The sequence below is a fragment of the Skermanella stibiiresistens SB22 genome (assembly GCF_000576635.1).
Taxonomy (GTDB): Bacteria; Pseudomonadota; Alphaproteobacteria; order Azospirillales; family Azospirillaceae; genus Skermanella; species Skermanella stibiiresistens.
Map to the genome: position 1 here is coordinate 1 of NZ_AVFL01000076.1, position 7,511 is coordinate 7,511.

11 protein-coding genes, 1 other RNA gene and 1 pseudogene are annotated in these 7,511 nt (G+C 67.2%); all 13 read right to left on the reverse strand.

Annotated elements, in window-relative coordinates; translation table 11 throughout:
- Positions 1 to 302, reverse strand: a pseudogene (locus N825_RS35240) (hypothetical protein); the annotation flags it as partial.
- A gap of 3 nt (positions 303 to 305) precedes the next feature.
- Positions 306 to 758: an ExbD/TolR family protein gene (locus tag N825_RS35245; protein ID WP_037462147.1), complete on the reverse strand. Its 453-nt coding sequence runs from the start codon at positions 756 to 758 to the stop codon at positions 306 to 308.
- Between the two features lie 3 nt (positions 759 to 761).
- Positions 762 to 1,481: a protein TolQ gene (gene tolQ / locus N825_RS35250; protein ID WP_037462150.1), complete on the reverse strand. Its 720-nt coding sequence runs from the start codon at positions 1,479 to 1,481 to the stop codon at positions 762 to 764.
- 46 nt (positions 1,482 to 1,527) lie between these two features.
- Positions 1,528 to 2,001 (reverse strand): tol-pal system-associated acyl-CoA thioesterase, encoded by a 474-nt coding sequence (ybgC, locus tag N825_RS35255; protein WP_037462152.1) that lies wholly within the window; start codon positions 1,999 to 2,001, stop codon positions 1,528 to 1,530.
- Complete coding sequence (ruvB, locus tag N825_RS35260; RefSeq protein WP_425423771.1) at positions 1,994 to 3,010, reverse strand: Holliday junction branch migration DNA helicase RuvB; 1,017 nt, start codon at positions 3,008 to 3,010, stop codon at positions 1,994 to 1,996. Before ruvB ends, ybgC begins: the two co-directional genes overlap by 8 nt.
- A 44-nt stretch (positions 3,011 to 3,054) precedes the next feature.
- Positions 3,055 to 3,666 (reverse strand): Holliday junction branch migration protein RuvA, encoded by a 612-nt coding sequence (gene ruvA, locus N825_RS35265; protein WP_037462157.1) that lies wholly within the window; start codon positions 3,664 to 3,666, stop codon positions 3,055 to 3,057.
- Positions 3,666 to 4,211 (reverse strand): crossover junction endodeoxyribonuclease RuvC, encoded by a 546-nt coding sequence (gene ruvC, locus N825_RS35270; RefSeq protein ID WP_037462159.1) that lies wholly within the window; start codon positions 4,209 to 4,211, stop codon positions 3,666 to 3,668. The genes ruvA and ruvC overlap by 1 nt, the downstream gene beginning before the upstream one ends.
- The gene (locus tag N825_RS35275; RefSeq protein ID WP_037462161.1) at positions 4,211 to 4,960 is read right to left on the reverse strand and encodes a YebC/PmpR family DNA-binding transcriptional regulator; all 750 of its coding nucleotides are present in this window, start codon (positions 4,958 to 4,960) and stop codon (positions 4,211 to 4,213) included. The genes ruvC and N825_RS35275 overlap by 1 nt, the downstream gene beginning before the upstream one ends.
- Before the next feature lie 230 nt (positions 4,961 to 5,190).
- Positions 5,191 to 6,009, reverse strand: coding sequence for a TIGR00282 family metallophosphoesterase (locus N825_RS35280; RefSeq protein WP_037462163.1), 819 nt, complete (start codon positions 6,007 to 6,009; stop codon positions 5,191 to 5,193).
- Positions 6,010 to 6,031: 22 nt separating this feature from the next.
- A complete protein-coding gene (locus tag N825_RS35285) occupies positions 6,032 to 6,622 on the reverse strand; it encodes a 5-formyltetrahydrofolate cyclo-ligase (RefSeq protein ID WP_037462166.1) in 591 nt (196 codons plus the stop codon).
- 21 nt (positions 6,623 to 6,643) lie between these two features.
- Positions 6,644 to 6,804: non-coding RNA, 6S RNA (gene ssrS, locus N825_RS37635), on the reverse strand.
- Positions 6,805 to 6,817: 13 nt separating this feature from the next.
- Positions 6,818 to 7,174, reverse strand: coding sequence for a cell division protein ZapA (locus N825_RS35290; protein ID WP_037462168.1), 357 nt, complete (start codon positions 7,172 to 7,174; stop codon positions 6,818 to 6,820).
- 6 nt (positions 7,175 to 7,180) lie between these two features.
- On the reverse strand, positions 7,181 to 7,405 hold the full coding sequence (locus N825_RS35295; protein WP_037462170.1) for a hypothetical protein: 225 nt from the start codon (positions 7,403 to 7,405) through the stop codon (positions 7,181 to 7,183).
- Between the last annotated feature and the right edge of the window lie 106 nt (positions 7,406 to 7,511).

The window sequence follows — 7,511 nt, forward strand, 5'->3', positions numbered from 1 at the left end:
GGTTCGGCCACCTTGGGCGGCTCGGGCGGACGCGGCGGCACCGGCACCGGCTGCGGAGGCTCGGCCTGGGCCATCTGCTGCTGCGGCGGCTGGGGTGCGGGCTCGGGCTTCGCCTGGGGCGGACGCGGTGGCGCCGGAGGCTGATCGTCGATACGGGTGTTGGTCAATTCGCCGACATCCACGATGTCGATCGGAATGGATTCCGGGATCTCGATCGGCCTCTGCATCAGCGGCAGGCCCATCACGGCGATCGCGATGACCGCCAGATGGACCACCACCGAGAAGATGATGCCGTTGCGCATGGTTCAGCGCGCCGCGGCTTTGGGTTGCGGCAGCTCGGCGACCAGCCCGACCTTGGAGAACCCGCCGGCGCTTATCGTGCCCATCACCTGGAGCATGGTGCCATAGGCGATCTTGCTGTCACCGCGCACCAGCACACGGGCTTCCGGGTTGTTCTCGGTGATCGCGCGCAGCAGCGGGACGAGGTTGTCCAGCTCGACCGCCGTTTCCTGGACATAGATCCTGTTCTGGGTATCCACCGTGATGAACAGCGGCTTGTTGTCGGACGGCAGCGAGGGCGCCGCCGTCTTGGGCAGGTCGACCGGCACGCCGACCGTCATCAGCGGCGCCGAGACCATGAAGACGATCAGCAGCACGAGCATGACGTCGACGAACGGCGTCACGTTGATCTCGGCCAGTTGCTTATACGCGCGGCGACGGCCGCGACCTTCGGATTTGCCGGCGAGCTGGGCACCCATGGATCAGGCCCGCTCTTCCAGGTACCGTGACAGGATCGAGCTGAACTCGCTGGAGAAGGCGTCCAGCCGGTCGGCGTAGCGTCCGAGATCGGTCGAGAACTTGTTATAGGCGACGACGGCGGGAATGGCGGCGACGAGGCCCAGCGCCGTGGCGAAAAGGGCCTCGGCGATACCCGGCGCCACGACCGCCAAGCTGGTGTTGTTGGAGGCCGCGATCGACGTGAAGCTGCTCATGATGCCCCAGACGGTGCCGAACAGCCCGATGAACGGGGCCGTCGAGCCGACGGTCGCCAGGAACGACATGTAGCGTTCCGCCCGCGCCATCTCGCGGCCGATGGTGACAGCCATCACCCGCTCGACCCGCTGTTGCAGCCCGGCCTTGATGCCGGCGGATCCCATCGCCCGCTCGCTGGCGTGACGCCACTCGCGCATGCCCGCCGCGAAGGTCGCGGCCATCGGATCGCTCGGCTGCTTGCCGACGTCCTCGTACAGCTTCTCCAGCGAGCCGCCCGACCAGAAGCTCTCCTCGAAGTCGGCTGCCTGGGCGTTCAGCCGGCGCAGCTTGACGATCTTCTCGAAAATCACCGCCCAGCACCATATCGAGGCGACGAACAGCATGAGCATGACGGCTTTGACCACCACGTCGGCGGCCATGAAGAGCCCCCAGACGGAGAGGTCGTGGGACACCGCCGCCGCGCCGGATGTGATGACAGAAGGATCCATGGTAGTCGGTCTCGCCTTTCAACTATTGGCCTGGTCAACTAATGGCTCAGCTCGGGCCGCCGCGGGCTCGCAGTTCGTCCAGCGTCGCCCGGACCGGCTCGGGCAAACGCACGGGCCGCCCTTGCGGATTGATGCAGAACACGGTTAACAAAATGCGAACGAGCAGCCGGCGATCTTGCGCGCCAGCCCTGAACCCAGCCATGAAAATGGTCTGCTCGAACTCGATCGACGCGCCGCGGATATCGGCTATCCGCGTTTCGACTTCAAGCTGGTCGTCGAGCCGCGCCGGTGAGCGGAAGTCGATCTCGCACCTGCGTACCGCAAACGACACACCCGCGTCGCCCGCGATCTCCGCGTGATGGCTGCCCAGCGCCCGCAGCAGTTCCGTCCGCCCCCGTTCGGCGAATCGCAGGTAGTTGGCGTGATAGACCAAGCCACCGGCGTCGGTGTCCTCGTAATAGACGCGGATCGGCAGGCGGTGGACCGCGCCGTCGAGATCCCCGCCGAACTTCTCACTCATCGGGATCTCCCTCGGGCGTCAGCAGATCGAGCTGCCGGGCGGGGATCTGCGGCACGCTGAGGCCGAGATAGCGGAAGCCACCGTCGGTCAGCATGCGGCCCCGGGGCGTGCGCTGGAGCATGCCTTGCTGGATCAGGTAGGGTTCGACCACCTCCTCCAGCACGTCGCGCTGCTCGCCCAGGGCCGCCGCCAGGGTTTCGACGCCAACGGGGCCGCCGGCGTAGTTGCCGGCGATGCAGCCGAGATAGCGCCTGTCCATCCCGTCGAGACCCAGCCGATCGACCTCCAACCGGTTCAGCGCCGCGTCGGCGGCGGCGGCGTCGACGGCGGTGTCGCCGGCCACGGCGGCGAAATCCCGCACCCGGCGCAGCAGCCTGCCCGCGACCCGCGGCGTGCCGCGGGACCGCAGGGCGATCTCGGCGGCGCCGTCGGATGTCAGGTTCAAATCCAGCACGCGGGCGGCGCGGCTGACGATCAGCTCAAGCTCGTCCGGCTCGTAGAACTGGAGCCGCAACGGGATGCCGAAGCGCTCGCGGAGCGGTCGCGTGATCAGGCCGGAGCGCGTGGTGGCTCCGATCAGGGTGAAGGGCGGCAAATCGATCTTGATCGAGCGCGCCGCCGGCCCCTCGCCGATGATCAGGTCGAGCTGGAAGTCCTCCATCGCGGGGTAGAGGATTTCCTCCACCGCGGGCGACAGGCGGTGGATCTCGTCGATGAACAGCACGTCGTGGGGCTGGAGGTTGGTCAGCAGCGCCGCTAGATCGCCGGCCCGCGCGATGACCGGCCCCGAGGTCGAACGGAACCCGACTCCAAGCTCGCGGCTGACGATCTGGGCCAGCGTCGTCTTGCCCAGGCCCGGCGGGCCGAAGAACAGCACGTGGTCCAGCGCCTCGCTCCGGCCCCGCGCAGCCTGGATGAAGATGGCGAGGTTCTCGCGCACCTGGCGCTGGCCGACGAATTCCGACAGGGTCAGCGGCCGGATCGTGCTGTCCGGCTGCTCCCCCATCATCGGTTCGGCCTGCACCATGCGATCGTCCCGCTCGGCTGCCGCCATCACGCGCTAAGCTCCTTCAATCCCATCATGATCAACTGCTCGACCTTGGCGTCCGGGCCGGCCTTCTGGGCGGCCGCGGCCACGGCGGTGAACGCCTCGGCGCGCCGATAGCCAAGGTTGACCAGCGCCGACACCGCATCGCTGGTGGCGCCGGGTCCGGCGGCCACGACGACGCCATCGGCTCCGGTGACGGGGCCGCCCATCCGCAGGTCGGCGACCTTGTCCTTCAACTCGCTGATCAGCCGATTCGCCAGCTTCGGGCCGACACCGTCGGCCTGGGCGAGCGCCGTGCGGTCCTGCGCCGCGATGGCCTGCCCCAGCTTATCGGGCTCCAGCACCGACAGGAGGGCCAGCGCCACGCGCGCGCCGACGCCCTGGACGGTGGTCAGGCGGCGGAACCAGTCGCGCTCGGCCAGATCGATGAAGCCGAACAGCGTTATGGCGTCCTCGCGCACCTGCATCTCGGTGCGCAGCGAGACAGCGGCCCCCGTGTCGCCGACGCGCCGCAGGGTGCGCGCGGAGCAGTAGACGAGGTAACCGACACCGCCGCAGTCGATGATGCAGTGGTCGGTCCCGACCGTGTCCAGCAGACCGGATAGCTTGGCGATCATCAACGTCTTCCCCTGCCCGCCACCGCCATCCCCGCCGCGGCGGCCATAACGACGTTGCGGGTCGCCGCGTGGTGGGCGTGGCAGATCGCCACCGCCAGCGCGTCCGACGCGTCGGCCGATTTCATCTCGACGCCGGGCAGCAGCATGCCGACCATCACCTGCACCTGGTTCTTGTCGGCGTGCCCCGCCCCGACCACCGACTTCTTGACGAGGTTGGTCGGGTACTCCGCCACCGGCAATCCGGCCTTGGCCGGGACCAGCAGCACGACGCCGCGCGCCATCCCCAGCTTCAAGGTGGAGGCCGGGTTCTTGTTGACGAAGGTCTCCTCGACGGCGGCCTCGTCCGGACGCCAGCGTTCGATCACCGCCGTCAGGCCATCGTGCAGCTGGACAAGCCGCTCCGCCAGGGACAGGTCGCCATCGGAGTGGATGGCACCATTGGCGACATGGCTCATCCGGTTGCCGAGGACATCGATGATGCCCCAGCCGGTGTGCCTCAAGCCAGGGTCAAGCCCCAGCAGCCTGAACGGTCCCGGCGTGGCCATCAGGCGGTCAGCCGCTCCAGCAGCTCGTCGGCGATCTCGAAGTTGCCCGAGACCGTCTGGACATCGTCGTTGTCGTCCAGCACGTCGATCAGCTTGAGCAGGCTTGCGGCGGTCTCCTCGTCGGGCGCCACGGTATTGACCGGCTTCCAGGTCAGCGCGGAGCTGTCGGCCGGGCCGAACTTCTCCTCCAGCGCGTCGCGCACGGTGGACAAGTCCTCGACCGCCGTCGTGATCTCGTGGACGTCATCGGTCGATTCGACGTTCTCCGCCCCGGCCTCGAGCGCCGCCTCGAACATGGCCTCGGCTCCGGCGGCCTTGGCCGGATAGACGATCAGACCGATGCGGCTGAACATGAAGGCGACCGAACCGGTCTCGCCCAGCGACCCGCCATGCTTGGTGAAGGCCGAACGGACCTCGGCGGCGGTGCGGTTACGGTTGTCGGTCAGCGCCTCGACGATCAGCGCGATGCCGCCGGGGCCATAACCCTCGTACCGCACCTCCTCGTAGTTGGCGTCGTCGCCGCCGGGACTGCCGCTCTTGATCGCGCGGTCGATGCGATCCTTCGGCATGTTCTGCGTCCGGGCCGCGATGATCGCGGCGCGCAGCCGCGGGTTGGCGGCCGGGTCGGGAAGACCCGACTTGGCCGCGACGCTGATTTCCCGGGCGAACTTGTTGAACATCTTGGCGCGCTTGATGTCCTGCGCGCCCTTGCGGTGCATGATGTTCTTGAACTGAGAATGACCTGCCATGCGCTTGAACCTGCCCTTCGAAAGGCTTTCCTGGGTGTTCGATAGTGATGATATGGCTGGTATCTACCACACCTGGGACAGAGCCGCACGCGGCAGAACGGTCGCGGAACCAGGGTCTCCGGCGAGAATGGCGACGACCTTGGATCACGCTCTTGTGACCTATCAATATGTCGAAAAAACGGCGTATCTAACCCATACGCGCGGGGTATGCCCAACAGTCGGGGCGGGTCCTAGGCGACCACCGGGAGATGATTCGCCAATCTGGGACCGACACGCACCGGCTCGGCCCGCTGGGTCAGGCCGGTTTTGTCGTCGGTCTCGATGAAGACGCCGCAGACTGTCGCCTCGTTCTCCGCCGGGGTCATCCTCTCCGTCGGCAGCTTGCGGACGAAGCGGGCGACCGAGACGTCCTTCTTCATCCCGATCACGCTGTCGTAATCGCCGCACATGCCGGCGTCGGACTGGAACGCGGTGCCGCCGTTCAGGATCTGGAGATCGGCGGTCGGGATGTGGGAGTGGGTGCCGACCACCAGCGACACCCGGCCGTCGAGATGATGGCCCATCGCCATCTTCTCGCTGGTCGCCTCGCCGTGGAAGTCGAGCACCGCGGCCGTGACGCCGCCGCCCAGCCGATGCAGGCGCAGGACCTTCTCGACCGCCGCGAACGGATCGTCCAGCGCGTCCATGAACAGCCGGGCCATCGCGTTCATGACCAGCACCTTACGGCCGTCCCGCAACTGGAAGATCGAGGCGCCGCGGCCGGGCGTGCCTTCGGGGAAGTTCAGCGGGCGGAGGATGCGGGGCTCGCGGTCGATCGACCCGACCAACTCCTTCTGGTCCCAGACATGGTTGCCGGTGGTGACGCAGTCGACGCCAACCTCGAAGAACTCGTTGGCGATCTTGTCGGTGATCCCGAAGCCTCCGGCCGCGTTCTCGCCGTTGAGGATCAGGAAATCGACCTTGAGCGCCGCGCGCAACGCCGGCACGTGCTTGAGCGCCGCCTCGCGACCGCTGCGTCCGACCACATCGCCGAGGAACAGGATTCTCATATCGTCATCAATCTATTCTGAATTATTCTGAAATTCTCAGGCTGAACGCTTCCGTCACGATCCAGTCGAGCGGCTGATCATACTGATCGCGCGGCACATCCGCGACCTCTTGCGCCGAATATCCCACCCCGATCGCCGTCACCGGCTTGATCCGGCGCAGCCGCTCCAGCGTGCGGTCATAGAAGCCAGCCCCATAACCCAGACGGAAACCCGCCCGATCGAAGGCGAGCAAAGGCACCAGCAGGACATCCGGCTCGACTTCCGGAGACGTGGCCGCCGGCGCCAGAATGCCCAAGCCGCTCCGCTCCAGGACGGTCTGTGGCGTCCAGGAGCGGAACACCAGGGGTTCGCCCTTGGACACGACGATGGGGAGGGCACACCCGAAACCGGTGAGGTCGAAATGGGAGAGGGCCGGCCTGACGTCAAGCTCGCTGCCGATCGGCCAGTAGCCGGCGACGATCGTGGAATCCGCGAAAGTCTGGAGAAGATCGGCGAGGCGGTCGCTGACGGCATGCGCCGCCGTCAGACCATCCGCGCTGGCCTCTGCCCGACGGATCTTCGCCTCGGCGCGGGCGCGGTTCTTGACCTCGCGCATGTCGGCGGGATCGCTCATGACACCCAGGAGGAGGAAGTGGAAGGAGCCGCTTGGCCGTTGGCTTGTTTGCTATCCTCTGCGGCCTGCCTAGGCAGGTGGGCGCCATGTACCATAACCAAGGTTACGGCAGGGACAGCTCCCGAGAGTAATAGGTTATCGGCCCCAGGGATAAAGCAGCCTGTCGAACCGCGCAGCAACCTTCCGATCTCCAATCTAGGCACGATCTAGCTTGGCCGCAATATCCCCGATGCGTTTTGCCAGATGATCTACGGCGGCGACCACCATGTCCTCCTCGGCCGGGGCCATGCCAGCCGGCTCCGGCGCCGCCGCCGGCTCGCGCGCCTCGGCGGCCAGGGCGTCGTATTCCGCCTTGAGGTCGAACAACTGGTCGGTGACAACCAAGGCCGCCATGGCGAGGCTCTGGGCCTCGCCCGCCAGGGGAGCCCGGCCAGCGACGGCGCGAAGCTGGCTGTCGAGGTAGGCCGCGAGGTGGCGAAGCCGAGCTTCCTGCCCATCCTCGCAGCCGATCAGGTAATTGCGCCCGTTGAGCGCGACATCGACACGCGGCATCCGCTCTCAATCCTCCAAAACGGTCTGCAGCCGGTCGATCGCCGTATCCAATCGCTCCGAAACGGTGTCGGCGACGTTCCGCGCCTCCGCCTCGGCCGCCTTGGCCGCGGCCAAGGCGCGCACCGCGTCGTCCCGCTCGGCGGCGATCCGAGTCTCGCGGCGATCAAGCGCCGCCTCGATATGGTCGATCGCCTCGTCCAGGCGTTCCAACGCGGCTTTCAATCGATCCATCGGCGATCCTGTGGGGCGGCGAAGCCGATCCTGCGCAGAAGTTGAAACAAGTCGGGCGAGACCTTACGGGGCGGGCCGCGCCGCCGTCAACCACGGCGCGGCCCGC

Bases quoted from the DNA above. Each gene is read 5' to 3' on its own strand.
- N825_RS35280 (WP_037462163.1), bottom strand. From the start codon at position 6,009: ATGAGAATCCTGTTCCTCGGCGATGTGGTCGGACGCAGCGGTCGCGAG.
- N825_RS35245 (WP_037462147.1), bottom strand. From the start codon at position 758: ATGGGTGCCCAGCTCGCCGGCAAATCCGAAGGTCGCGGCCGTCGCCGC.
- N825_RS35285 (WP_037462166.1), bottom strand. From the start codon at position 6,622: ATGAGCGATCCCGCCGACATGCGCGAGGTCAAGAACCGCGCCCGCGCC.
- ruvB (WP_425423771.1), bottom strand. From the start codon at position 3,010: ATGATGGGGGAGCAGCCGGACAGCACGATCCGGCCGCTGACCCTGTCG.
- tolQ (WP_037462150.1), bottom strand. From the start codon at position 1,481: ATGGATCCTTCTGTCATCACATCCGGCGCGGCGGCGGTGTCCCACGAC.
- N825_RS35290 (WP_037462168.1), bottom strand. From the start codon at position 7,174: ATGCCGCGTGTCGATGTCGCGCTCAACGGGCGCAATTACCTGATCGGC.
- N825_RS35295 (WP_037462170.1), bottom strand. From the start codon at position 7,405: ATGGATCGATTGAAAGCCGCGTTGGAACGCCTGGACGAGGCGATCGAC.
- N825_RS35275 (WP_037462161.1), bottom strand. From the start codon at position 4,960: ATGGCAGGTCATTCTCAGTTCAAGAACATCATGCACCGCAAGGGCGCG.
- ybgC (WP_037462152.1), bottom strand. From the start codon at position 2,001: ATGAGTGAGAAGTTCGGCGGGGATCTCGACGGCGCGGTCCACCGCCTG.
- ruvA (WP_037462157.1), bottom strand. From the start codon at position 3,666: ATGATCGCCAAGCTATCCGGTCTGCTGGACACGGTCGGGACCGACCAC.
- ruvC (WP_037462159.1), bottom strand. From the start codon at position 4,211: ATGGCCACGCCGGGACCGTTCAGGCTGCTGGGGCTTGACCCTGGCTTG.